Raw genomic sequence first — 22,786 nt, 5'->3', positions numbered from 1 at the left:
GGTCTGTCGCATACGACAGGCTGGGTGCGGTCTGTATAATACCGATTCTCTTCGCCAAGAACATCGAGGGACCATGGGCAAGCGACATGCGGGTGCGGCGTTGGCCGGCCTGATCACATCCGGCCTGACGATCGGTTCGTCACTGACGATGGCGCTCGAGCCGTTGCCGGCATGGCAGCTCGACTGGCATCCATGGGGCGAAGGCCGCCCCGCCGAGGCGTTGTGCCGTGGCGTCTATGTGATGCCGGCTTATCGCCTGCCCGCCACCGACGAGCCCGGTCAGGTCCGCTCCGAATCCGACACTGCCTATTACGGGGACGACGGCGAGACGATTCTTGGCGGTGAAGTGATCCTGCGGCGTGGCGACAGCCAGCTCGAGTCACCCCGGGTGAGCGTACCGCCCGAGCGGGATTGGGCGCACGCCGATGGGCCTCTCGCGCTGCGCGATCTCAACCTGCTGGTGCGTGGCGAGGCGGCCGAGGTTTCGCTCAATAGCGATGCGGCCCGCATCGATTCGGCCCACTACGTGATTCACGACCAGCACCTGCGCGGCGATGCGCTGCAACTGGCGCGATTGGAGGATGGGCGCTACCGGCTGACCTCGTCGAATTTCACGACCTGCGATCCCGGCAATTCCCTGTGGCGGCTGGCAACGAGTGACTTGGTGCTAGACCGCGAGAGCGGTTTCGGCACCGCTCGCCACGCGCGCCTGGAGATGGGCGGGGTGCCAGTGTTCTACTGGCCTTGGGTGCGTTTCCCCATCGACGACCGTCGCCATACCGGCTTCCTGTGGCCCGCGTTGGGGCTTTCCAGCGACAGCCTCGATTACGCCCAGCCGTTCTACTGGAATATCGCGCCCAATCACGATGCCACCATCACGCCGCGCTGGGTCAGCGAGCACGGGTTATTGCTCGGTGGCGAATATCGCTACCTGTTTCCCAGCGATGCCGGGCAGATCGAGGGCGCCTATCTTTCCAGCGATGGTGGCGGTTCCGGTGAGCCGGGCGAGGCGAGGCGCTTCGAGGGCGAGGACCGCTGGTACGTGGACTACCTGCACAGCGGGTACTTCGATTCGCGCACGAGTTACAATCTGCGCTATGGGGCAGCCAGCGACGGGCGCTACTTCGACGACTTCGGCAGTGCCTTCGGCGACGACCCCAACAACATGCCCCGCCTGGCCCGGCTCAACTATCGCGGTGACGTCTGGAATCTCGATGCGCGCGCCCAGGGCTTCCAGCGTCTGGACGATCCGCTGCGCGACCGGAAGAAGCCCTTCTATCGCCTGCCCAGCCTGACCGCCAATGCGCGCTGGTCCCAGTCCGGAGGGCTCTATCAGCAGTGGCGCTCCAACGTCACCTATTTCTGGCGTGATGTGGATCGTAACCGTGTTCCCCTGCGTGAAGCGGCCGTCGGGACCCGACTGCACCTTTCACCCGCAACCGGGTGGCGCTTCGATGAGACCTGGGGTCATCTGGAGCCGCGCGTGGAGTGGCTGTATACCGCCTACGACCTGGACTACGGCGAGCGGCAGACGGAGCGCGATACCTCACTGCAGCGGGCGGTGCCGGTTGCCTCGATTGATGGCGGGCTGGTGTTCGAGCGCGAGTTGGACCTCGGGGGGCGTGCCTATCGCCAGACCCTGGAGCCGAGGTTCAACTACGCCTACGTTCCTGCTCGCGACCAGAGCGAATTCCCTGAGTTCGATAGCGACGAACGTGCCTTTTCCTGGAACCAGCTGTGGTCGCCGTATCGCTTCTCCGGCTCCGATCGCATCGGTGATCTCAATCGTCTCTCCTACGGGATCAGCAGCCGTTTCCTCGAGGATGCCGCCGGTCGTGAGCGTTTCACGCTCGGCATGGGGCAGGCGGTCTACTTCGACGACCGCAACATCGATATGGCCGGCGATCCCGATACCCTGCCTTCGCCAGCGCTCGACGACGGCGAGCGTCTTTACCAGGCGACGCGGAATCGTTCACCGGTTGTCACGCGACTTGACTGGCGCATCAACGAGCGCTGGAGTACGCGCTATGAGTGGCTCTACGACGATCAGCGCAGCCGGACCGAGAGAAATAGCGTAGGTGTTGCCTATCGCGATCCACGCGGCCATGTGTTGAACCTTGCCTACAATTGGCAACTCCAAGGATTCGACCCTTCGGGAGAAGATGAGGACCGCCTGGGGTACGATCGCGAGGAGTATGAGCTCTCCTTCGCTTACCAGGCCAATCCGAGAGTAGATTTGATAGGCCGCTTTCTGTACGACCACACCAACAGCCGTAGCCTGGACCAGATGGCCGGGGTGCAGTGGAACGACTGCTGCTATGGCGTGCAATTGGTGTGGCGTGAGTGGGTCGAGGACAACGACACCGCAAATACTATCGAGGACGATACTACCGAGCGCGGTATTTTCCTGCGCTTCGTCTTCAAGGGGTTGGGCGGCGTCGGCGGCGATGCCGGCGACTACTTCGAACGTGCCATTCCAGGCTACCGCACCACGGCTTTCTAATCGGTTCGGGACGCCACACAAGTGAGAGACATGAGAGGAAAGAGAGACATGCGAATTTCGCCAATCGCCACGCTGGGTGCCCTGGGGCTGGCCTTGTGCCTTGGCGCCGTGCCGTTTTCGGCCATGGCCCAGGAACAGAGTTTCCAGCCGGTGCAGCGCCAGTCCCTGGATCGTATCGTGGCCGTGGTGAACGAGCAGGCCATCATGCAAAGCCAGCTCGAAGAGCGCATGGCGCAGGCGCGCAGCCAACTTGCCGCCCAGGGTCAGCAGGTGCCGTCCGAGTCGATGCTGCGCGAGCACGTACTGGAGCAGATCATTCTCGAGGAGATCCAACTGCAGATGGCGGCGGATGCCGGGCTCTCCATCGACGATACCGCACTCAATCGCCAGATCCGCGAGATTGCCGAAAGCAACGGCATGAACCTCGACCAGTTTGCCGATGCGCTGGAAGCCGACGGTCTGTCCATGGCGACCGTGCGAGAGGAGATTCGCCGCGAAATGCTGCTGCGCGAGCTGCATCAGCGCCAGGTGGGGGGACGGGTCAACGTCAGCAATCGTGAGGTCGAGCGATTCATTGAGCAGCAGGGCGGCAACGTGAGCCCCGACCGGGCGCGCCAGATGGTGTTCCAGCGCAAGGCCAACGATGCGCTCGATGCCTGGCTGCAGGAGATCCGTGCCGAGGCTTTCGTCGACAACCGGCTCGCCAGCGGCAGCTGACAGCATGCGATCTCCTTCTCCCGTGCTGGCCGTGACGAGCGGCGAGCCCGCCGGCATAGGTCCCGAGCTGACCCTGCTACTGGCGCTGGGTGAACATATGCCAGGGCGGGTAGTGGCGGTGGGGGACCCGGCGTTGCTGACCGAGCGGGCCGCACTGCTTGGTCTCGAGGTCGATCTGCTCGAGCTGACGCCGGGCGAACCGGTGCCGGAAGCACGCCCCGGCATTCTACCGGTATGGCCGGTGGCACTGCGCACGCCGAGCCGGCCGGGGGAACTGGCCGTGGCCAATGCCGGCTATGTGCTCGAGACCCTCGACCTGGCCATTGCCGCCTGCCTTGACGGGAACGCCGACGGAATCGTCACCGCGCCGCTGCACAAGGGCGTGATCCTGGATGCCGGCCATGCCGGGTTTCGTGGACACACCGAGTACCTGCGCGACGCCTGTGGCATCGATGAAGTGGTCATGATGTTGGCCACCGACAGCGCTCTGCATGCCGGGCAGGCCGGCTGGCAGGGTAGCAGCGCGCTGCGAGTGGCGCTTGTCACCACCCACCTGCCGCTGCGTGAGGTGGCCGATGCCATCACCGGGCCCGGCCTGGAGCGCATCCTGCGCATCCTGCATGCGGACCTGAAGCGCTGGTTCGGCGTTGACGCACCGCGCATCGCCGTGTGTGGCCTCAACCCTCACGCCGGCGAGGGCGGGCATCTCGGGCGCGAGGAGATCGAGGTGATCGAGCCTTGTCTCGAGCGCCTGCGCGGTGAAGGCCTCGCCCTTGACGGACCGCTGCCGGCCGATACTCTATTCACTCCGCGCCATCTGGCAGGCGTCGATGCCGTGCTGGCGATGTATCATGATCAGGGCCTGCCGGTACTCAAGTATGCCGGCTTCGGGCGTGCCGCCAACGTCACCTTGGGGCTGCCGATCGTACGCACATCGGTGGATCATGGCACTGCGTTGGATCTGGCCGGCCGTGGCCTGGCCGATGCCGGCAGCCTGCGAGTCGCCGTGGCGCTGGCCGCCAAGATGGCAAGTCGCGGAGCGGCCGCCCCGAGATAGAAGCAATCAACGTCGGTTTCCGCACTGACCCATACAAGGACTCTTCGCATGGCATCGCGCCCGCCGGTTCATCGCGCTCGCAAGCGCTTCGGCCAGAATTTCCTGCGTGACCCCGGCATCATTTCGCGTATCGTGCGTACCATCTCGCCGCGCCCGGGCGACCGGCTGGTGGAGATCGGGCCCGGCCAGGGCGCCCTGACCGAGCCGTTGATCGAGGCGGCAGGTGGCCGCCTCGAGGTGATCGAACTGGATCGTGACTTGATTCCGGGCCTGCGTGTGCAGTTCTTCAACTACCCTGAGTTCGTCGTGCATGAAGGCGATGCGCTGAAGTTCGATTTCAGCGCCCTGCGTGGCGACGGCGAGCCACTGAGGGTGGTGGGCAACCTGCCGTACAACATCTCCACCCCGCTGATCGCCCATCTGCTCGAGGCGGGCGATGCCATCGCCGACATGCACTTCATGCTGCAGAAGGAGGTAGTGGAGCGTCTCGCCGCCGAGCCGGGTGGTCCCGACTGGGGGCGGCTCTCGGTGATGGCGCAGTACCGTTGTCGCGTCGACGATCTGTTCACGGTGCCGCCGGAGGCGTTCGTGCCACGACCCAAGGTCGACTCGGCCATCGTGCGGCTGACGCCCTTCGCCGAGCTGCCGTGGCCTGCCACGAACGAGACCCTGCTGTTCAGTGTCGTGCGTCAGGCTTTCGGGCAGCGGCGCAAGACGCTGCGCAACAATCTCAAGGGAATGATCGGGGGCGAGGCCATGGCGGAGCTGGACATCGACCCCGCGCGGCGGCCCCAGACCCTCGGTGTCGAGGAGTTCGTTCGCATTGCCAACCACCTGGCCGCTATGGAGGCGACGTCATGACCCAGGCGCCTGACATGCCACTGGAACGGGAAGTACTGGTCGACGTGGAGCCCGCTTTTCGCGACGACGAGTCCTCGCGCGACGAGTCGCGCTACGTGTTCAGCTATACCGTGACGATTCATAACCACTCGAAGCGCAGCGTTCAGCTGCTGGCCCGACACTGGCGTATCACCCAAGGCAGCGGCAAGGTTCAAGAGGTGCGCGGCAAGGGTGTGGTGGGGCAGCAGCCGATGATCGGACCCGGTCAAACCTTCCGCTATACCAGCCGGGCCATTCTCGACGGCCCGGTAGGCGTGATGGAGGGCGCCTACACCTGCGTCGATACGGCCAGCCAGCGTCCCTTCGAGGTGGCCATCGCCCCCTTCCGACTGGCCAGCCCCAACCAGGTACACTGACGTCAGCGGTCCGGGGCGGCCCTCGGCCGCCTGGGATCAAGCCACGCCGCAAGGGAAAGTGCCATGACCGACTATGCCATTGGAGATCTGCAAGGCTGCCATGCCGAGTTCGTCGAGCTGCTCGAGCGAATCGGCTTCGATCCCGTTTGCGACCGGCTGTGGCTGGCCGGCGACCTGGTCAACCGTGGTCCCGAGTCGCTAGCCTGCCTGCGCGAGGTGCGTGCGCTTGGCGATGCCGCGCTTACCGTGCTCGGTAATCACGACCTGCACCTGCTGGCCGTGGCCCGCGGGGGCGCCCGGCTCAACCGCAAGGACACCCTGGACGAGATCCTGGCCGCTCCCGATCGAGAGGCGCTGCTCGACTGGCTGCAGTCGCGGCCGCTACTGGTGCGCCAGGTCTTCGAGGGCCAGGGCGATACCGTAATGGCTCATGCCGGTCTTTTGCCTCAGTGGTCTCCCGGGGAGGCGGCAGACCTGGCCGGTGAGGTCGAGGAGCGGCTCGGCAGTGAGCGCAGCGGCGAGTTTCTCGAGCGAATGTACGGCAACGAGCCCGCCTGTTGGGAGGCGTCGCTCGACGGTATCGATCGCCTGCGCGTCATCGTCAACGTGCTGACGCGCATGCGCTTCATCGATGCCGCAGGCTGTCTCGATTTCAGCGCCAAGGAGGGGCTCGACAGCGCCCCTGTCGGTTTCGCCCCCTGGTTCCGTTATCCCCGCAGCGACGACCCGAGGCTACTGTTCGGCCATTGGGCGGCCCTGGAGGGACGTGCCGAAGGTGCCCGGGTGCGCGCCGAGGCACTGGATACCGGCTGCGTGTGGGGCGGCAGCCTCGTCGCGCTGAATCTCTCCACCGGCGAGCGCACCGGCGTGCCCAGCCGTCAGCGCCGCTGATCATCAGCTACATGGGAGGCCTTATGGCGACCCCCTCGTTCCAACACCTGACGATCGATACCCTGACGGCCTGGATCGATGCCGACGACCCGCTCACCTTGGTCGATATTCGCGACCCGATGAGTTTCGCCAGCGGTCACATTCCCGGTAGCCGTCACCTCGACAATGACAGCGCGCCGGCACTGCTCGAGGCAACGTCGCGCCAGCAGCCGCTGGTCGTGGTGTGCTATCACGGCCACTCGAGCCAGCAGGCTGCAGCCTGGTTGGCGGGGCAGGGCTTCGCCGAGGTTTACAGCCTCGATGGCGGCTTTACCGAATGGGAGCACCGTCTGCCCGAACGGGTGGAGCGCAGTCGCCCATGAGCGGATTGCCGGATCGCTGCCGCGAAGGCCTTGCGGTCTACCGCGTCGGCGGCGCGGTGCGCGACGCTCGGCTGGGCTGGCCCACCGTCGACACCGACTGGGTCGTGGTGGGGGCGACACCGGAGGAGATGCAGCGTCGCGGCTTCCGGCCAGTGGGGCGCGACTTCCCAGTCTTCCTGCATCCTGAAACCCATGAGGAGTACGCCCTGGCGCGCACTGAGCGCAAGTCCGGCCATGGCTACACCGGCTTCGAGGTTCACGCCAGCCCCGACGTGACGCTGGAAGAGGACCTGGCGCGTCGCGACCTGACCATCAACGCCATGGCCGAGACGCCGGAGGGGGAACTGATCGACCCCTACGGCGGCCTGGCCGACCTCCAGGCCAAAGTGTTGCGCCATGTTTCGCCGGCCTTCGTCGAGGATCCTTTGCGCGTGCTGCGCACTGCACGCTTCCTGGCGCGCTATGCCGGGCTCGGCTTTGCCATCGCCGAGGAGACCTGGGCGCTGATGTGCGAACTCGTCGAGAGTGGCGAGCTTTCCCACCTGGTGGCCGAGCGAGTCTGGACCGAGACCGAGAAAGCGCTGGGGGAGCCCGCCCCTGCGGTCTACTTTCGAACCCTGCAGAATTGCGGTGCGCTGGGGGTGCTGATGCCGGAGCTCGTCGAGGACGACGCGTCGCTCGGTGGGGCGCTGGATAGACTCTCCAGGTTACCCAGCGACCTGCTCGAGGAGGAGCGTCCCCGCTGGCGCTGGGCACGGCTGGTGGAGCATCTCGGCGAAGCCAGGCAGGCAGCGCTGGCCGAGCGCCTGCGTCTGCCGCGAAGCTATCGCGACCTGGGTCGCCAGGCTGCGCTTACCCGCCAGCTGCGCCAACGGGCCACGCCCGATGCGGATGACGTGAAGCGGTGGCTGGACGGCATCGATGCCTGGCGGCGCAGCGAGCGCGTGCAACCGTTGATCGCGCTGCTGGCGCTCGATGCCCCAGCTCTCGCCGAGGTACTCGCGCGAGCCTGGCGGGCGGTATCGCGCCTCGAGGCAAAGAGCCTGATGGCGGAGGGCTTCCGCGGCGCCGAGCTGGGCCAGGAATTGGCGCGGCGGCGCTGCGCCCTCCTCGACGAGGAGTTGGCACGACGCTAGCCGCTGCGGGCGTCAGCCCAACGACAAAACCTAGCGCGGCGGGCTGGGTTTCCAATCGAATTCGATCGGCCACAGCCGCTGCCGGTCGCTCGCGAAAGTCGACCATAGCTCGGCATAGGTTCGCCCGTCCTCGGGGTGTGGCGTATTCGGCAGTAGCTCCGACAGCGGCAACAGCACGAAGGCGTGATGGAGGATCTCGTCGCGCGGCAGCATGACCCCATCGTGTTCGCCGACGAGATCGCCTACCGTCAGCAGGTCGATATCCAGTGTCCGTGGGCTGAACTTGGGCGTGCCCTTGCGGCGGCCGTGCTCTTGCTCGATGCGCTTGCACCAAGCCTGCAGTTCCCCGGCCGACCAGTCGCTGTCGAACACTGCCACCAGGTTGTAGAAATTGCGGCCGTCCTCGAAGCCCACCGGCTCGCTTTCGTAGACGCGCGAGACGCGGAGATCGCCGAAGGTGGCGTCGAGGGCATCCAGGCAGCTTCGGACGTGATGCTCACGCTCGATGTTGCTGCCGATGCTGACGCAAACCTGGGTCATCGAGCGCTCTCCTGGCGTTTGCCACGCTCGATGCGCACGCCCACGGCTGCCGCCGCGGGCACGGCACCTGGCTTGCGCAGCGTCAGTCGCAGCCAGGGCACGCCAAATTCTTCCATCAACAGCTGGGCGAGGCGCTCGGCGAAGGTTTCGACCAGGGCGAAGTCATGCTCGTCGGCGAAGCCGGCGATACGCTGGCTGATGGCGGCGTAATCGAGCGTTTTGGTCAGGTCGTCGTCGGCAGCCGCCGGGCGAATGTCGGTGGCCAGTTCCAGGTCGAGCGTCAGCCGCTGGCGTATGCTGCGCTCCCAATCGTATACGCCGATGACCGTCTCGAGTTCGAGCGACTCGATCAGTACGCAGTCCATGCACGGCTCCAAGCAGGTTAAGAAGGCACGATTGTACGTGAGCGTCGGGACACAATGACAGGCTTGCGGCGCTGTCCTTGGGTCGCCGGGGCTGGCAGAATCCGATGACGATACCGAAAGGGGCGAAAGGCTGATGCTGGGCGAGGGGCAACTGACGCTGCTGGGGCTGGTGTCGCTGGGCTACGTCAGCGGTTCCTGCTTGGGGGCGCTATGGGTCTGTCGACTGGCAGGGGTTGGCGATCCCCGCCTGGAGGGCTCGGGCAACCCGGGCTTCTCCAACGTGTTGCGCCTGCATGGCCGCCGGCTGGCGGCGGTAACCTTGCTGCTCGACGCGATGAAGGGCATGCCTGCGCTGTGGCTGGCGATGGGGCTTGGCCTGGCGCCATGGGCCCAGGGTTTGGTCGGGCTGGCCGTGCTGCTGGGGCACAGCTACCCTCCTTGGCATCGCTTTCGCGGCGGCAAGGCGGTGGCCAGCGCCTTCGGCGTGCTGTTGGTACTGACGCCCTGGGTGGCGTTGTGCTGTGCCGCCCTGTGGGTGCTGTTGGCCTGGCGGGTGCGTACGGCAGCCGTGGCGTCCTTGGCCAGCGCCGGCATCGCCCCGCTGGCCAGTCTGTGGCTGGCACCGGATTACGTGCTGGTGGTGGTGACCTTTACCGCACTGGTGCTGGTGCGGCACCTGCTCAATATTCATCGGCTGCGTCACGGCGACGAACCGGGACTCTAGCCCGCTATGAGCGTGCCCGCGCGATGTCCTGGGCTTCCTGCAGGAGGGAGGGCGCCGGCTGTCAGCTGACGGCCGGTGCCGTCAGTGTCTCCATCGGCCAGCGCGGCACGGCTTGCATGCGACCGACCTCGTCACGCTCGCCGGCCAGTAGCCGCAGTGCACCGGCAAGGGCTATCATGGCGCCGTTGTCGGTGCAGAACCTTCCGCGTGGGTAATAGACCTGAGCGCTGCGCTTCTCGGCCTCATGCGCGAGACGCTCGCGAAGGCGCGTGTTGGCACTTACGCCGCCGGCCATGACCAGGCGCTTCAGGCCGGTGTCATCGAGTGCCCGGCGACACTTGATCACCAGGGTATCGACTACGGCCTCTTCGAAGGCATGGGCGACGTCGGCGCGCGCCTGATCGTCGAGCTTGCCCGCCTGCTCGAGCCCGCGCAGGGTGGTCAGGGTGTGCGTCTTGAGCCCCGAGAAACTGAAGTCGAGGCCCGGGCGGTCGGTCATCGGACGGGGGAAGCGGAAGCGCCCCGGGTCGCCCGCTTCGGCCAGCCGGGCCACTTGGGGGCCGCCGGGATAGGATAGCCCGAGCATCTTGGCAGCCTTGTCGAAGGCTTCGCCGGCGGCGTCGTCGACCGATTCGCCGAGCAGACGATACCGGCCCAGACCCTGGACCTCGACCAGTTGGGTATGGCCACCTGAAACCAGCAGTGCGACGAAGGGAAAGGCGGGCGAGGGCTCTTCGAGCATGGGGGCCATGAGATGACCTTCCATATGGTGCACGCCCAGTACCGGAATATTCAGTGCACGGGCCATCCCATGGGCGGTGCTGGCGCCGACCATCAGGGCACCGACCAGCCCCGGCCCCGCGGTATAGGCGATGGCATCCAGTTCGTGGCGGGCCATGCCGGCCTCGTCGAGTACCTGCTGAATCAGGGGCAGCAAACGCCGGGTGTGGTCGCGCGAGGCGAGCTCCGGCACCACGCCACCGTACTCGGCATGCATGGCGACTTGGCTATAAAGGGCGTCGGCCAGCAGGCCGCGGTCGGTGTCGTAGATCGCGACGCCGGTCTCGTCGCAGGAGGTCTCGATGCCAAGGACTCGCATGGTGCAGGCTCGTGAAGAGTGAAAGCCGACATTCTAGCAAATCGGGGCGTTGCCATCCCCTTTCCAGACACGCAGATTTGCAATGCTTGAAGTCGCCGACTAAAATACCGTGCGCTGTACAATTGGGTCGTGCACCCTGGCGATGCCTGCTGTGATAGACGGCACGGTTCCTGTCATGGATGTGCGTTCGAACCGAACTCAAGATTTCTAAGGTAGGTGAGTGCTTAATGCCTTCTGTCAAAGTACGTGATAACGAGCCGTTTGACGTCGCGCTGCGCCGCTTCAAGCGTTCCTGCGAAAAAGCCGGCATCCTTTCCGAAGTGCGTCGTCGCGAGCACTACGAAAAGCCGACTGCAGAGCGCAAGCGCAAGGCAGCCGCCGCGGTGAAGCGTCACGCCAAGAAGCTCCAGCGTGAGCGCAAGCGTTTCGAACGGCTCTATTGATCCGTACTAAGGAAGTACCGACGCCTTGAGCTTCGGTGCTTTCGGAAGGATGACCAAGCGGCTGCCGTCAGGTGGCCGCTTGTTTTTCACGGCCCGTTCCACTCTTTACTTCATCTGCCCCGACGGGAGGTGGCGAGACCTGCATGGCCGGCCAGATCCCTCAGCGTTTCATCGATGACTTGCTGGCACGCGTCGACGTGGTCGAAGTGGTGGGTGAGCGAGTGCAGCTGAAGAAGGCCGGGCGCAACTATTCCGGTCTGTGCCCCTTCCATCAGGAAAAGACGCCGTCGTTTACCGTCAGTGCCGACAAGCAGTTCTACCATTGCTTCGGCTGTGGTGCCCACGGCAATGCCCTGCGCTTTCTGATGGAGTACGACAAGCTGCGTTTTCCCGAAGCGGTGGATCAACTGGCCTCGCGGCTGGGGCTCGAGGTGCCGCGGGAGGGCGCCGACGATCCGCGTGCCCAGGCGCGCGAACGCAAGCGTCAGGAAGGAGTCAATCTACTGGAGCTCGCGGCCAGCTTCTATCGTGAGCGGTTGAAGATGCCCGAAGGTCAGTCGGCGCGAGATTATCTGGTTCGACGCGGTCTTGCGGAAGAGGTGTGTCGCGACTTCGGCATCGGATACGCTCCGGACGACTGGGAGGCGCTCAAGCGCCATTTGAGTGCGCGGGACATAGCGGAAGCGGTGCAGGTCGAGTACGGCCTGCTGGTGCAGCGCGAGGAGAGCGGGCGGACCTATGACCGTTTCCGCGACCGAGTGATATTTCCGATCCGCGACGTGCGCGGGCGCACCATTGCCTTTGGTGGCCGGGTGCTCGGTGATGCGAAACCAAAGTATCTGAACTCGCCCGAGACACCGGTCTTCCACAAGGGGCGCGAGCTATACGGGCTATACGAGGCCAGGCAGGCCAACCCGCGATTGGAGCGGGTGGTCATCGTCGAAGGCTACATGGACGTGGTGGCGCTGGCCCAGTTCGGCATTCGTAATGCCGTCGCGACCTTGGGCACCTCTACCAGTGAGGAGCACCTGGCCCGACTGTTTCGCATGGTCAACGAAGTGGTGTTCTGCTTCGATGGCGACAAGGCGGGACGCCAGGCGGCCAGCCGCGCGCTGGAGACCGTGCTGCCGCAGATGATCGACGGGCGAGAGGCGCGCTTTCTGTTCCTGCCCGAGGGCGAGGACCCGGATACGCTGGTGCGCCGTGAAGGACGTGAAGCCTTCGAGGGTCGCATCACCTGTGCCAGCCCGCTGTCGGAATTCCTGTTCGACCAGGCGGCGCGGGGGCGCGATCTGTCGCGAGTCGAGGATCGCGAGCGCTTCGCCAGTCAGGTGCTCAAGGCGGCAAGCCGCCTGCCGCAGGGCATGCTGCAGACGGTGCTGCTGGGCGAGCTGGCGCGCCGCACCGGGGTCGACCAGTCGCGCTTCGAAGCGCTCCTGGCGCGGGACGAAGGCGCGGCATCGTCACCGGCAGAGCCGAGTGCTGCGCCCTCCGCAGTCCCTGTCGGGCAGGGGGCGGTGAGCGAGGTGTCGCCGGCCAAGGGGGCTTCGTTGGGGCTGGTGGCGCGCGTGCTGCAGCTCCTGGTGCATGAGCCGGTGCTGGTCGAGCGCCTGCCCGCCGAGGATGACTGGTGTCCCGAGGGAGAGGGAGATGCCAATCTATGCCGCGAGCTGGTTCGGCTGTTGCGTGCCGGACGCTACCGCAGCCCACAGGTGGTACTGGCCCACTTCCAGGGCAGTGCCCAGGGCGAGCGGCTGGCGCAGCTGGCCCGGCGCGAAATGCTGATCCCTCGCGGTGCCAGGGGGCAGGAGCTCGATGGTCTGGTCGAGCATTTTCGTCGGCACCAGAGGCGGCCATCGTGCCAAGAGCAGATCGATGCGCTTCTGGCAAGGCAGCGTTCGGGGGAGCGGCTTTCGCCGGAAGAGCGACAGCGACTCATGACGCTGCTGGCCGAGCTGGGAAGTTGAGATGCAGGCGTCACGGATGACGAAGAATGCGGGTGGTGGGTTGAATTCTTTTCTACCGCCACCACATAGGAGGCATGCACTGAGCCCCCGCGACAGCATAACCGTTTAAACTAACACACCTGAGTGATCGAGCAAATGGGCCGCACTGGCGGGCTCGCGGAGTTTCCCGCTATACTATTGGGCTTCATGAGTTTTCTCCACCCCAGCGCTTCAGGTGCTTCATTCTTCTTCGTCGAGATAGGGTTTCTATGGCTGGAAATGCGCAGCAGCAGTCACGTCTGAAGGAGTTGATCGCGCGTGGCAAGGAACAGGGTTACCTGACCTACGCCGAGGTCAACGACCACCTACCCGAGGATATTGCCGATCCCGATCAGGTGGAAGATATCATCGGCATGATCAACGACATGGGTATCAGCGTCGTCGAGGAAGCTCCCGATGAAGATACCCTGATGATGTCCGATCATTCCGCCGACGAGTCGGCTGCCGAAGAAGCCGTGGCTGCCCTGGCGGCGGTGGAGAGCGACGTAGGCCGTACCACCGACCCCGTGCGTATGTACATGCGCGAAATGGGGACCGTGGAGCTGCTGACCCGCGAGGGTGAGATCGAGATCGCCAAGCGCATCGAGGAGGGCACGCGTGAAGTGATGTCGGCCCTTGCCTGGCTGCCCGGTGCAGTGGAATCGATTCTCGAGGCATACGACGCCACCCAGGATGAAGAAGCGCCCGGTCGTCTCTCCGACCTTTTTTCCGGTTTCATCGACCCTGACGAAGGCATCCCGGGCGTTGCCGAGGCTGAGGTTCCCGAGGAGGAGCTCAGCGACACCGCCGATGACGATGACGCCAGCGACGACGATGACGATGCCGGAGAGGCTGAGGAGGAGAGTTCCGGCGGTCCCGACCCTGAGGAGGCGAAGGCGCGCTTCGAGCAGATCCGTGAGCAGAACGAGCTGGTGCGCAAGGCGCTTGCCAAGCATGGCCGGGGCAGTGCGGAAGCCCAGGTCGAGATGGAGCGTCTAGCCGAGCTGTTCTCGCCGATCAAGCTGGTGCCCAAGCACTTCGAGCGATTGGTCGGTCAGGTGCGTATCAGCGTCGAGCAGGTCCGCGCTCAGGAAAAGACGGTGATGCAGCTGTTCGTCAAGAAGGCCAAGGTTCCGCGCAAGACCTTCATCAAGGCGTTCCCGGGCAATGAGTCGCGCCAGCAGTGGGTCGACGAGTTCATGGCGGAGAACGCCAAGTTCGCCGAGCGCCTGGAGCCCCTGCGTGCCGACATACAGCGTGCCCAGCGTCGTATCGCCTTCGAGGAGGATATGGTGCAACTGGCGGTGGCGGAGCTGAAGGAAATCAACCGCAAGCTCTCCATCGGCGAGGCCAAGGCGCGCCGGGCCAAGAAGGAGATGGTTGAGGCCAACCTGCGCCTGGTGATTTCAATTGCCAAGAAGTACACCAACCGCGGGCTGCAGTTCCTGGACCTGATCCAGGAGGGCAACATCGGCCTGATGAAGGCGGTCGACAAGTTCGAGTATCGCCGCGGCTACAAGTTCTCGACCTACGCCACCTGGTGGATTCGTCAGGCGATCACCCGCTCGATTGCCGACCAGGCGCGCACCATCCGTATCCCGGTGCACATGATCGAGACGATCAACAAGCTCAACCGCGTATCGCGGCAGATGCTGCAGGAGATGGGCCGCGAGCCGACGCCTGAAGAGCTGGGCGAGCGCCTCGAGATGCCCGAGGACAAGGTGCGCAAGGTGCTCAAGATCGCCAAGGAGCCGATCTCCATGGAGACGCCCATTGGCGATGATGACGACTCGCACCTGGGCGATTTCATCGAGGACAGCACCATGCAGCTGCCGGTCGATCTGGCTACCGGCGAAGGCTTGATCGAGGCGACCCGTAACGTGCTGGGTGGGCTGACCGCCCGCGAGGCCAAGGTGCTGCGCATGCGCTTCGGTATCGACATGAACACCGACCATACCCTCGAGGAGGTCGGCAAGCAGTTCGACGTCACGCGCGAGCGGATCCGCCAGATCGAGGCCAAGGCGCTGCGCAAGCTGCGCCATCCGAGCCGCTCGGAGCCGCTGCGCTCGTTCCTCGACGAGTAGCGCTACCCGAGCCCTTGGGCAACCGACAAGACGCCCGCAGCCATGGCTGCGGGCGTCTTGCGTTGGAGGTGGCGGCAGGCTGTGGGTTATTGGCGCTGCCCATCAGGGCGTGCTTCGTGCCTGCTGCCAGCGCCTCGCTAGCAGAACGAGTTCGATGATGGCGATCAGGATCAGGCTATAGCCGAGCAGTTCGGTAATTTCCTCGGCGGCTTCCTTGAAGGTGCGCTGATAGTGGTCTTCGAGAATGGCCATCCACATCTCGCTGCGCCCGTACAGGCGAGAGAATACGTAGGTGACAAGAAAGCCGGAGGCGAAGAGGCCGAACGAGAAGCTGTTGCTGTATGCCTCGAACTCGTTCACGAAGCGTTGACGACGCCACAGCACAAAAGAGAGGCAGGGGAGCAGAGTCAGCGTCACCAGCAGCTGCCAGGCACCGTCGAAGATATGCTTATCGAGGTAGTAATCCTGCTCGCGGATCAGCGAGGCGACGATCAGCGCGAGCAACAGCAGCGAGACGGTGGGCAGCTCACGCCGGGCGGGGGGCGTGCACAGCAGTAGTGCGCTGGCTGCCAGCACTATGCTTTGGCACAGCTCGGTGAAACCCTGCTCGGCGAAGGAGCGCCTGGCGGGAAGATACAGCGCTTCGTAATAGATACCTTGCAGAAGTGCGGCAATAAGCAAGATGTAGAGAGTGGCGCGAAAGAAGGCTGCACCAAGGCCGATGGGCGCCGTTGGCTGCGGCGACAAGGGGGTTCGTGACATGAGATTTCCGCTGGGGCAGGACAGGCATACGATAAGGCAAGAATTGTAGCGTCATCGGTTGAGGTCTGCCATGGCCAGGTCCCGGCTGCGCTGCGTCTCCTCCACGATCCAGTCATGCACTGCAGCAACTCGGCGGTCGTCAAGCGCACCGCTGGTATGCACGATGCCATAGCGCTTGCCGGTCGGTATGCGCTGGGGAAAGGGCGCTATCAGGCTGCCGGTTTGCAGTTCGTCAGTCAGCAGGGCCTGGCGTGCAATGGCGACTCCCATGCCCGCGACGGCCGCTTCCAGAGCCAAGCGATGACGGTTGAAGGTGTAGCCGCGGCGAACGTTTAGCGGCGGCGCCTCGATGGCTTGCAGGTAGTGTTCCCACTCGGCATACGGATGCCCTCCCCGCCAGGCGGTGACGTCGTGCAGCAATGGGTACCAGGCCAGGTCCTCGGGTCGCGACAGCGGCGGCCGTCGCCGCATCAGGGCGGGGGCGCAGACGGGAAAGATCACCTCTTCGATCAGCGGGGTGATGGCAAGTCCCGGATAGTGGCCGTCATTGAGGTCGATCGCCAGGTCGAACTCACCCTCGCGCAACGACAGGCTGCTGTCCTCGGCGATGACCTGCAGTTCGATGTCGGGGAAGCGGGCCTGAAGTCGTGGCAAGCGTGGCATCAGCCACTTACTGAGGAAGGCCGGCACGCTGCGCAGGCGAATGACGCCACTCATCACGCCGCTGCGCAGGCGCTTCACCTCGAGGCCGACCGACTGGTACGCCTCATCGACCACGGCGGCAAGTCGTTTGCCCTCTTCGGTGAGCTCAAGACGCCGCGGCAGGCGGCGAAACAGCTTGAAGCCCAGCCGCTCCTCGAGCTGCTTGATCTGCTGGCTCACCGCGCCGGTGGTGACATGCAGCTCCTCCGCCGCGCGGGTGAAGGAGAGGTGGCGGGCGCTGACGGCGAAAACTTTCAGCCAGGCATGGGTCTGGGCATGGAGCAGGCGGTTCATGGTTTAGTTTTGCTATAGCCTTGAGCAGTTATTCTCGTTTGCCGAATGAGGGATTCGCCACCAACATAAGGTCATCCTTGCCGCAAAGGCAAACATGTTTTAGCCAGACTGATTCGTAAGCCGCATGACTGTTCATGCGTGAGACGATCGGCTGGCTACCGACGAGGTGATCCATGGCAATCAGCGTATTCGACCTGTTCAAGATCGGCATTGGCCCGTCCAGTTCCCATACCGTGGGTCCGATGCGCGCGGCCTATGATTTCGTGCAGGCGCTACGCGAACAGGACCTGCTCGAAAGGGTGGCTCGCATCGAGGTGAAACTGTACGGCTCGCTATGCGCCACCGGCAAGGGACACGGTACCGATCGCGCCGTGATCATGGGATTGATGGGGGAGCGCCCCGACCGGATCGATCCTGCCGTTGTCACGCCCTGCATCGAAGAACTGCTCGAAGCGAACACGCTGATGTTCGACGGTCGGTTGGCGATTCCCTTCCTCTGGGCACGCGATATGCAGTGGTACGAGGAGTGCCTGCCTTACCACCCCAATGCCATGACGCTGGTAGCTCATGGCCATGGCGAAGAACTGTGGCGCAATACCTATTATTCGGTGGGTGGAGGCTTCGTCATCGACGAGGGCCAGGCCGAGCGCGGCGAGTTGGACCAGGACCACACGCTTTTGCCCTATGACTTCAACTCGGCTGCCGAGCTGATGGCCTTGTGCCGCATGCATGACATGCGCATCAGCGAACTGATGCTGGAAAACGAGAAGGCGTGGCGCAGCGAGGCCGAGATCCGCGATGGCCTGTGGCAGATCTGGCAGGCCATGCGTGCCTGTGTCGATACCGGCCTGGAGCAAGAGGGCGTATTGCCCGGTGGGCTGAACGTCAAGCGGCGTGCCGCCGCGCTGCATCGTCGCCTGCTGGCGGCAGGCGACGACCAGAGCTTGATCGCGACGACTTTCGGCGCGATGGACTGGGTCAATGTCTTTGCCCTCGCGGTGAACGAGGAGAATGCTGCCGGCGGGCGCATGGTCACTGCACCGACGAACGGCGCGGCCGGCATCATTCCTGCAGTGCTGCACTACTACATGAAGTTTCAGCCCGGTGCCTGCGAGCGCGACGTGGTGGACTTCCTGCTGGCCGCCGGGGCGGTGGGCATCCTGTGCAAGAAGAACGCCTCCATTTCCGGCGCCGAGGTCGGCTGTCAGGGCGAGGTGGGTTCGGCCTGTGCCATGGCCGCGGCGGGGCTTGCCGAAGTCATGGGAGGGAGCGTCGGTCAGGTGGAGAACGCTGCCGAAATCGGCCTGGAGCACAATCTCGGATTGACCTGCGACCCGGTAGGCGGCCTGGTGCAGGTGCCGTGCATAGAGCGCAATGCCATCGCCTCGGTCAAGGCGATCAATGCCGCCCAGATGGCGCTGCGTGGCGATGGCGAGCATTTCATCTCGCTCGACAAGGCGATTCGCACCATGCGCGACACCGGACGCGACATGCAGGACAAGTACAAGGAAACATCTCGTGGCGGGCTTGCCGTGAACGCTATCGAATGCTGACAGCCGGCGGCACGGCCGCCGGCTGAGCGAGTCACTTCCTATCGACGCGATGCCTCTACGGCATCGCGTTTTTGTTCGCAAGCTATTGAAATGCGACTGCCTCTACGCCATTGGTCGAGTTCGACACTTCAACGGTTGCTCCGCGGTTGTCTCTCCTCTAGCTTACGTTAACGTAAAGGTTAGAAGCCGGGCTGAGCCAAGCATGAGTCGCAGCCTTCACCACAACGACAATAATCAGCGATTGGACCGCCATCGGCGCTCCAGAGAGGGACGTCACATGACCCAGGAGTTCATCCTCGAAACTCGCGGGCTGACCAAGCAGTTCCGTGGCTTCACGGCGGTGGACGATGTCAACCTGCAAGTCCGTGAAGGGCATATCCACGCCTTGATCGGACCCAATGGTGCCGGCAAGACGACCGTCTTCAACCTCCTCACCAAGTTCCTGCCACCGACGCGGGGCGAGATTCTCTACCGCGGCAAGGCGATCACCGGCATGAAGGCCAACGGGATTGCTCGCATGGGCATGGTGCGTTCGTTCCAGATCTCCGCAGTGTTCGCCCATATGACCGCTTTGGAGAACGTGCGCGTGGCGCTGCAGCGGCCAATCGGCACCTCGTTCCACTTCTGGAAATCCGAGCGCACCCTGGAGCACCTCAACGAGCGTGCCATCGAGCTGCTCGACGAGGTCGGCTTGCGGGAGTACTCCGACGTGCTAACCGTGGAGATGCCCTATGGACGCAAGCGTGCGCTGGAGGTTGCGACCACCCTGGCGATGAACCCGACCTTGATGCTGCTCGACGAGCCGACCCAAGGCATGGGGGCGGAGGATGTCGATCGCATCGTCGAGCTGATTCGCCGTGTGGCCAAGGGACGCACGGTGTTGATGGTCGAACACAACCTCAGCGTAGTGAGCCGCTTGTGCGACCGGATTACCGTGCTGGCCCGGGGTGCCGTGCTGGCGGAGGGAGATTATGAAGCGGTCTCCGCCGACCCGCAGGTGCGGGAGGCATACATGGGCAGTGAGGCAGAGGAGGCCAGCGCATGAGCCAGGTCGTCGAACAGCCGACGCGTAGCGAATACCGTGACCACGGCGGTGCCGAGATGCTGCGCATCCGTAATTTGCATGCCTTCTATGGCGAATCGCACATCCTCCATGGCGTCGACATGGAGGTGCGTCGCGGTGAGCTGGTCACCCTGCTGGGCCGCAACGGTGCGGGTCGCAGTACCACGCTGAAGTCGATCATGAGCATGGTCGGCCGGCGTACCGGCTCGATCATGATCAACGGTACGGAAACCATCGGCATCAAGCCGCATCGCATCCCGCGACTGGGCATCGGTTACTGTCCCGAGGAGCGCGGCATCTTTGCCAGTCTCGACGTGGAGGAGAATCTCCTGCTGCCGCCAACGGTGCGCTCGGGGGGCATGTCGATCGACGAGATCTACGAGATGTTTCCCAACCTCTACGAGCGACGCCGCAGCCAGGGCACGCGCCTCTCGGGCGGCGAGCAGCAGATGCTGGCCATGGCGCGCATCCTGCGCACCGGTGCCCGCATGCTGCTGCTCGACGAGATTACCGAGGGGCTGGCCCCGGTCATCGTGCAGAAGCTCGCCGAGGTGCTGGTCAAGCTGCGCGATCGCGGCATGACCATCGTGCTGGTGGAGCAGAACTTCCGTTTCGCCGCACCGTTGGCGGATCGTCATTACGTCATGGAGCATGGCCGTATCATCGAGGAGATAAGTGCGGCCGAGCTGCCATCGAAGCGTGATCACCTCAACAGCCTGCTAGGAGTCTAGCCAGCCCACGAAGCAAGCCCCGGCTCGCTGTGCCCCGGCAGGCGGGCCCCTTGCCAAGCCGTGCCTTACCGGCAAAACAAGAACCACAACAGCAGTTCGTAACCACTGATTTGCAGAACCACGACGAATCGCGATTTACCCGCAGTGCGCGTGACAACAACAAGCCGCCCGAACGGGCCATGGAGACGAAAATGACCTTCATCAAGAAGACCCTCGCCAGCAGCATTGCCATTGCCGCCGCCTCGATGATGGCCGCGACCGCCCAAGCCGAGATCAGCGACGGGGAGGTGCGCATCGGCTACCTCGCCGACATGTCCGGCACCTACCGTGACCTGGCCGGTCCGGGCGGCCTCGAGGCCCTGCAGATGGCGATCGAGGACTTCGGCGGTAGCGTCGACGGCATGCCGATCGAAGTATTCAGCGCCGATGACCGCAACAGCGCTGACGTGGGTGCCAATACCGTGCGCGAATGGGTCGATCAGCGTAACGTCGACCTGGTGGCCGGCATGGTCGCCTCCTCGGTGACCATCGCTGTGACCAACGTGCTGGAAGCCAATGACAAGCTGGGCATCGTTTCCGGCTCGGCGGCCTCGAGCATCACCAACGAGCACTGCACTCCGAATCACATCCACTGGGTCTACGACACCTATCCGCTGGCCAACGGCACCGCCCGTGCCGTCGTCGAGCAAGGTGGCGACACCTGGTTCATGCTCACTGCCGACTACGCCTTCGGTCATGCACTTGAAGGCGACGTGACCAAAGTGGTGGAAGAAAACGGCGGCGAGGTCATCGGCGGCGTGCACCATCCGTTCCCCACCGACGACTTCTCGTCCTATATCCTCCAGGCCCAGGGCTCCGGCGCCAAGATCATTGGCTTGGCCAACGCGGGAGCCGACACCGTCAATGCCATCAACACCGCCAGTCAGTTCGGCGTGGTCGAGGCCGGCCAACAGCTCGCCGGTCTGCTGGTATTCCTCAACGACGTCTATGCCATGGGGCTCGAGACGACCCAAGGGCTGCTGTTGACCACCGGCTGGTACTGGAACATGGACGATGAGTCACGCGAGTGGGCCGAGCGCTACTACGAGCGCGTAGGCAGCATGCCGACCATGGTCCAGGCCGGCATCTACTCCAGCACCATGCACTACCTGCAGGCCGTCGAGGCTACCGGCAGCGACGACACCCAGACGGTGCGTGAATACATGATGAAGCAGCCGATCCACGACTTCTTCGCCCGCAACGGACGAATTCGCGAGGACGGCCGCATGGTGCACGACATGTACCTGGCCCGCGTGAAGTCGCCGGAGGCCTCTACCCACGAATGGGATCTCTACGAGATCCTCACCACCATTCCCGCCGAAGAGGCCTACCGTCCGCTTTCAGAGAGCCAGTGCGACCTGGTACAGAACTGAAGCAATGCAAGTCGGCGGCGGCTGCGGCCGCCGCCTTCTGAGGGCGAGGAGAATCCGACATGACGATGATATTCGGGGTGCCGTTGGCGGTGTTCATGGGCCAACTGCTGCTGGGCCTGATCAACGGTGCCTTCTACGCCCTGTTGAGCCTGGGCCTGGCAGTGATCTTTGGCCTGCTGAAGATCGTCAACTTCGCCCACGGGGCCATGTATATGCTGGGTGCATTCACCACCTTGCTGGGGATGCAGTACCTGGGTATCAACTATTGGGCCGCTCTGCTGCTGACACCGCTGGTGGTGGGGCTGGGTGGAATGCTGGTCGAGCGTGTACTGCTGCGCCGTATTGCGCATCTCGATCATCTTTACGGGCTATTGCTGACCTTTGGCCTGGCGCTGATCTTCGAAGGTTCGCTGGTCAACTTCTTCGGTGTGTCGGGGGCGCGCTACCCGACCCCCGAGGCGCTTCAGGGCGGCTATCAGACCGGTTTCATGTTCCTGCCCACGTACCGTGCCTGGGTGCTGCTGGCGGCCATCGTCGTCTGCTTTGGCACTTGGTACATCATCGAGCGGACGCGCCTCGGGGCCTATCTGCGGGCCGGCACCGAGAACCCATCGCTGATGCAGGCCTTCGGCGTCAATGTGCCGCTGCTGGTGACGCTGACCTACGGCTTCGGCGTGGCGCTTGCAGCCTTCGCCGGCGTACTTGCCGCACCGCTCTATCCCGTGTCGCCGACCATGGGCTCCAACCTATTGATCGTGGTCTTTGCCGTGGTGGTCATCGGGGGGATGGGGTCCATACTGGGTGCTATTGTCACCGGCCTGGCCATGGGACTGATCGAGGGTCTGACCAAGGTGTACTACCCCGAGGCGGCCAACACCGTAATTTTCCTGGTGATGATTCTGGTGCTGCTGCTCAGACCCACCGGACTCTTCGGCAAGGAGGCATGACGACATGGCCACGACTCAGACCGTGACCCCATCCCTCAAGCGAGAGCGTCGCGCCAACCTGCGTCGCAATGCCTTCTATCTGGTGCTGATCGCGATCGGCCTGGTGGCGCCCTTCGTCGCCTATCCAGTGTTCCTGATGAAGGTGCTGTGCTTCGCCCTG

At 64.2% G+C, this 22,786-nt stretch carries 22 protein-coding genes and 1 pseudogene; 18 read left to right on the top strand and 5 right to left on the bottom strand.

Features of this window, described 5'->3' with window-relative positions:
* Positions 1-73: 73 nt before the first annotated feature.
* The 8 genes from HBJ55_RS04100 to HBJ55_RS04065 all read left to right on the top strand — a co-directional run bounded on the left by HBJ55_RS04100 (position 74) and on the right by HBJ55_RS04065 (position 7,922).
* The gene (locus tag HBJ55_RS04100) at positions 74-2,503 is read left to right on the top strand and encodes an LPS-assembly protein LptD (RefSeq protein WP_167111321.1); all 2,430 of its coding nucleotides are present in this window, start codon (positions 74-76) and stop codon (positions 2,501-2,503) included.
* Between the two features lie 48 nt (positions 2,504-2,551).
* Entirely contained in the window at positions 2,552-3,220 is a 669-nt protein-coding gene (locus HBJ55_RS04095) for a SurA N-terminal domain-containing protein (protein ID WP_167111319.1), read from the top strand.
* A 4-nt stretch (positions 3,221-3,224) separates the two neighbouring features.
* Positions 3,225-4,277 (top strand): 4-hydroxythreonine-4-phosphate dehydrogenase PdxA, encoded by a 1,053-nt coding sequence (pdxA, locus tag HBJ55_RS04090; RefSeq protein WP_167111316.1) that lies wholly within the window; start codon positions 3,225-3,227, stop codon positions 4,275-4,277.
* Between the two features lie 48 nt (positions 4,278-4,325).
* Positions 4,326-5,138 carry a 16S rRNA (adenine(1518)-N(6)/adenine(1519)-N(6))-dimethyltransferase RsmA gene (rsmA, locus tag HBJ55_RS04085; protein WP_167111314.1) on the top strand — a complete coding sequence of 271 codons (813 nt, stop codon included), beginning with the start codon at positions 4,326-4,328 and terminating at the stop codon, positions 5,136-5,138.
* Complete coding sequence (gene apaG, locus HBJ55_RS04080) at positions 5,135-5,533, top strand: Co2+/Mg2+ efflux facilitator ApaG/CorD (protein ID WP_240935969.1); 399 nt, start codon at positions 5,135-5,137, stop codon at positions 5,531-5,533. The genes rsmA and apaG overlap by 4 nt, the downstream gene beginning before the upstream one ends.
* A 63-nt stretch (positions 5,534-5,596) precedes the next feature.
* Complete coding sequence (locus tag HBJ55_RS04075; RefSeq protein ID WP_167111312.1) at positions 5,597-6,424, top strand: symmetrical bis(5'-nucleosyl)-tetraphosphatase; 828 nt, start codon at positions 5,597-5,599, stop codon at positions 6,422-6,424.
* Positions 6,425-6,447: 23 nt separating this feature from the next.
* Positions 6,448-6,786, top strand: coding sequence for a thiosulfate sulfurtransferase GlpE (glpE, locus tag HBJ55_RS04070; protein ID WP_167111310.1), 339 nt, complete (start codon positions 6,448-6,450; stop codon positions 6,784-6,786).
* Positions 6,783-7,922, top strand: coding sequence for a tRNA nucleotidyltransferase/poly(A) polymerase-related protein (locus tag HBJ55_RS04065; RefSeq protein ID WP_167111308.1), 1,140 nt, complete (start codon positions 6,783-6,785; stop codon positions 7,920-7,922). Before glpE ends, HBJ55_RS04065 begins: the two co-directional genes overlap by 4 nt.
* 30 nt (positions 7,923-7,952) lie before the next feature.
* Here HBJ55_RS04065 and folK read toward each other — a convergent pair whose 3' ends face one another.
* Positions 7,953-8,462, bottom strand: coding sequence for a 2-amino-4-hydroxy-6-hydroxymethyldihydropteridine diphosphokinase (gene folK, locus HBJ55_RS04060; protein WP_167111305.1), 510 nt, complete (start codon positions 8,460-8,462; stop codon positions 7,953-7,955).
* Positions 8,459-8,827 (bottom strand): dihydroneopterin aldolase, encoded by a 369-nt coding sequence (gene folB, locus HBJ55_RS04055; RefSeq protein ID WP_167111303.1) that lies wholly within the window; start codon positions 8,825-8,827, stop codon positions 8,459-8,461. The genes folK and folB overlap by 4 nt, the downstream gene beginning before the upstream one ends.
* Before the next feature lie 133 nt (positions 8,828-8,960).
* Between folB and plsY the strand changes: the two genes are divergently transcribed.
* Positions 8,961-9,551, top strand: a complete 591-nt coding sequence (gene plsY / locus HBJ55_RS04050; protein ID WP_206022190.1) for a glycerol-3-phosphate 1-O-acyltransferase PlsY — start codon at positions 8,961-8,963, stop codon at positions 9,549-9,551.
* A 61-nt stretch (positions 9,552-9,612) separates the two neighbouring features.
* On the opposite strand, the gene tsaD is transcribed toward plsY, so the two are convergent.
* Positions 9,613-10,650, bottom strand: coding sequence for a tRNA (adenosine(37)-N6)-threonylcarbamoyltransferase complex transferase subunit TsaD (gene tsaD, locus HBJ55_RS04045; protein ID WP_167111301.1), 1,038 nt, complete (start codon positions 10,648-10,650; stop codon positions 9,613-9,615).
* A 227-nt stretch (positions 10,651-10,877) separates the two neighbouring features.
* Between tsaD and rpsU the strand changes: the two genes are divergently transcribed.
* The 3 genes from rpsU to rpoD all read left to right on the top strand — a co-directional run bounded on the left by rpsU (position 10,878) and on the right by rpoD (position 15,162).
* Positions 10,878-11,093 (top strand): 30S ribosomal protein S21, encoded by a 216-nt coding sequence (rpsU, locus tag HBJ55_RS04040; RefSeq protein WP_010629611.1) that lies wholly within the window; start codon positions 10,878-10,880, stop codon positions 11,091-11,093.
* Positions 11,094-11,236: 143 nt separating this feature from the next.
* Entirely contained in the window at positions 11,237-13,060 is a 1,824-nt protein-coding gene (gene dnaG / locus HBJ55_RS04035; protein ID WP_167111299.1) for a DNA primase, read from the top strand.
* A gap of 248 nt (positions 13,061-13,308) precedes the next feature.
* Positions 13,309-15,162: an RNA polymerase sigma factor RpoD gene (gene rpoD / locus HBJ55_RS04030; RefSeq protein WP_167111297.1), complete on the top strand. Its 1,854-nt coding sequence runs from the start codon at positions 13,309-13,311 to the stop codon at positions 15,160-15,162.
* Positions 15,163-15,264: 102 nt separating this feature from the next.
* Here rpoD and HBJ55_RS04025 read toward each other — a convergent pair whose 3' ends face one another.
* Positions 15,265-15,924: a hypothetical protein gene (locus HBJ55_RS04025; RefSeq protein ID WP_240935968.1), complete on the bottom strand. Its 660-nt coding sequence runs from the start codon at positions 15,922-15,924 to the stop codon at positions 15,265-15,267.
* Positions 15,925-15,975: 51 nt separating this feature from the next.
* Positions 15,976-16,920 (bottom strand): LysR substrate-binding domain-containing protein, encoded by a 945-nt coding sequence (locus HBJ55_RS04020; protein ID WP_167111295.1) that lies wholly within the window; start codon positions 16,918-16,920, stop codon positions 15,976-15,978.
* Between the two features lie 173 nt (positions 16,921-17,093).
* On the opposite strand from HBJ55_RS04020, the gene HBJ55_RS04015 reads away from it, so the two are divergent.
* From HBJ55_RS04015 to HBJ55_RS22345, 6 genes and pseudogenes are all read left to right on the top strand, one after another.
* Positions 17,094-18,473 (top strand): L-serine ammonia-lyase, encoded by a 1,380-nt coding sequence (locus HBJ55_RS04015; RefSeq protein WP_167111293.1) that lies wholly within the window; start codon positions 17,094-17,096, stop codon positions 18,471-18,473.
* Between the two features lie 277 nt (positions 18,474-18,750).
* Entirely contained in the window at positions 18,751-19,518 is a 768-nt protein-coding gene (locus HBJ55_RS04010; RefSeq protein ID WP_167111291.1) for an ABC transporter ATP-binding protein, read from the top strand.
* Positions 19,515-20,267, top strand: a complete 753-nt coding sequence (locus HBJ55_RS04005) for an ABC transporter ATP-binding protein (RefSeq protein WP_206022188.1) — start codon at positions 19,515-19,517, stop codon at positions 20,265-20,267. The genes HBJ55_RS04010 and HBJ55_RS04005 overlap by 4 nt, the downstream gene beginning before the upstream one ends.
* Before the next feature lie 191 nt (positions 20,268-20,458).
* On the top strand, positions 20,459-21,679 hold the full coding sequence (locus tag HBJ55_RS04000) for an ABC transporter substrate-binding protein (RefSeq protein ID WP_167111289.1): 1,221 nt from the start codon (positions 20,459-20,461) through the stop codon (positions 21,677-21,679).
* A gap of 59 nt (positions 21,680-21,738) precedes the next feature.
* Positions 21,739-22,626 (top strand): branched-chain amino acid ABC transporter permease, encoded by an 888-nt coding sequence (locus HBJ55_RS03995; protein ID WP_167111287.1) that lies wholly within the window; start codon positions 21,739-21,741, stop codon positions 22,624-22,626.
* A gap of 4 nt (positions 22,627-22,630) precedes the next feature.
* Positions 22,631-22,786, top strand: a pseudogene (locus tag HBJ55_RS22345) (branched-chain amino acid ABC transporter permease); the annotation flags it as partial.

It is taken from the genome of Billgrantia bachuensis (assembly GCF_011742165.1).
GTDB lineage: Bacteria > Pseudomonadota > Gammaproteobacteria > Pseudomonadales > Halomonadaceae > Halomonas > Halomonas bachuensis.
This window is presented reverse-complemented; position numbering and strand designations above follow the sequence as displayed.

Bases quoted from the DNA above. Each gene is read 5' to 3' on its own strand.
- HBJ55_RS04100 (WP_167111321.1), top strand. From the start codon at position 74: ATGGGCAAGCGACATGCGGGTGCGGCGTTGGCCGGCCTGATCACATCC.
- HBJ55_RS04095 (WP_167111319.1), top strand. From the start codon at position 2,552: ATGCGAATTTCGCCAATCGCCACGCTGGGTGCCCTGGGGCTGGCCTTG.
- pdxA (WP_167111316.1), top strand. From the start codon at position 3,225: ATGCGATCTCCTTCTCCCGTGCTGGCCGTGACGAGCGGCGAGCCCGCC.
- rsmA (WP_167111314.1), top strand. From the start codon at position 4,326: ATGGCATCGCGCCCGCCGGTTCATCGCGCTCGCAAGCGCTTCGGCCAG.
- apaG (WP_240935969.1), top strand. From the start codon at position 5,135: ATGACCCAGGCGCCTGACATGCCACTGGAACGGGAAGTACTGGTCGAC.
- HBJ55_RS04075 (WP_167111312.1), top strand. From the start codon at position 5,597: ATGACCGACTATGCCATTGGAGATCTGCAAGGCTGCCATGCCGAGTTC.
- glpE (WP_167111310.1), top strand. From the start codon at position 6,448: ATGGCGACCCCCTCGTTCCAACACCTGACGATCGATACCCTGACGGCC.
- HBJ55_RS04065 (WP_167111308.1), top strand. From the start codon at position 6,783: ATGAGCGGATTGCCGGATCGCTGCCGCGAAGGCCTTGCGGTCTACCGC.
- folK (WP_167111305.1), bottom strand. From the start codon at position 8,462: ATGACCCAGGTTTGCGTCAGCATCGGCAGCAACATCGAGCGTGAGCAT.
- folB (WP_167111303.1), bottom strand. From the start codon at position 8,827: ATGGACTGCGTACTGATCGAGTCGCTCGAACTCGAGACGGTCATCGGC.
- plsY (WP_206022190.1), top strand. From the start codon at position 8,961: ATGCTGGGCGAGGGGCAACTGACGCTGCTGGGGCTGGTGTCGCTGGGC.
- tsaD (WP_167111301.1), bottom strand. From the start codon at position 10,650: ATGCGAGTCCTTGGCATCGAGACCTCCTGCGACGAGACCGGCGTCGCG.
- rpsU (WP_010629611.1), top strand. From the start codon at position 10,878: ATGCCTTCTGTCAAAGTACGTGATAACGAGCCGTTTGACGTCGCGCTG.
- dnaG (WP_167111299.1), top strand. From the start codon at position 11,237: ATGGCCGGCCAGATCCCTCAGCGTTTCATCGATGACTTGCTGGCACGC.
- rpoD (WP_167111297.1), top strand. From the start codon at position 13,309: ATGGCTGGAAATGCGCAGCAGCAGTCACGTCTGAAGGAGTTGATCGCG.
- HBJ55_RS04025 (WP_240935968.1), bottom strand. From the start codon at position 15,924: ATGTCACGAACCCCCTTGTCGCCGCAGCCAACGGCGCCCATCGGCCTT.
- HBJ55_RS04020 (WP_167111295.1), bottom strand. From the start codon at position 16,920: ATGAACCGCCTGCTCCATGCCCAGACCCATGCCTGGCTGAAAGTTTTC.
- HBJ55_RS04015 (WP_167111293.1), top strand. From the start codon at position 17,094: ATGGCAATCAGCGTATTCGACCTGTTCAAGATCGGCATTGGCCCGTCC.
- HBJ55_RS04010 (WP_167111291.1), top strand. From the start codon at position 18,751: ATGACCCAGGAGTTCATCCTCGAAACTCGCGGGCTGACCAAGCAGTTC.
- HBJ55_RS04005 (WP_206022188.1), top strand. From the start codon at position 19,515: ATGAGCCAGGTCGTCGAACAGCCGACGCGTAGCGAATACCGTGACCAC.
- HBJ55_RS04000 (WP_167111289.1), top strand. From the start codon at position 20,459: ATGACCTTCATCAAGAAGACCCTCGCCAGCAGCATTGCCATTGCCGCC.
- HBJ55_RS03995 (WP_167111287.1), top strand. From the start codon at position 21,739: ATGACGATGATATTCGGGGTGCCGTTGGCGGTGTTCATGGGCCAACTG.